This window comes from Pollutimonas rozaliensis, from assembly GCF_048751585.1.
Lineage (GTDB): Bacteria > Pseudomonadota > Gammaproteobacteria > Burkholderiales > Burkholderiaceae_B.
Map to the genome: position 1 here is coordinate 1 of NZ_JAZHOB010000100.1, position 275 is coordinate 275.

The 275-nt window shown below is 67.6% G+C and carries 1 pseudogene; it reads left to right on the forward strand.

Annotated elements, in window-relative coordinates:
* Positions 1 to 275: pseudogene (locus V0R37_RS22140) on the forward strand (DNA alkylation response protein); the annotation flags it as partial.

Sequence of the window (275 nt, forward strand, 5' to 3'; positions counted from 1 at the left end):
ATGCACTGTTCAACGAGCTGGGTGACGGCCATGGCGATGCACGGCTGAAGGCGCATATCCAGCGTCTGAAAGCCGACTTCAGTGACACCGCCGACATCCAGTACCGCGCCCGCCAGCTGACCGAGGACCTGGCCGTGGCGCTGCAGGCCAAGCTGTTGCTGGAGGCCGGCAACAGCGTGGTCAGCGACGCCTTTATCGCCAGCCGCCTGGAAGGCCGCGGCCGCGTCTACGGCACCCTGCCGCGCGGCGTCGATGTTGAAGCGCTGCTGGCGCGC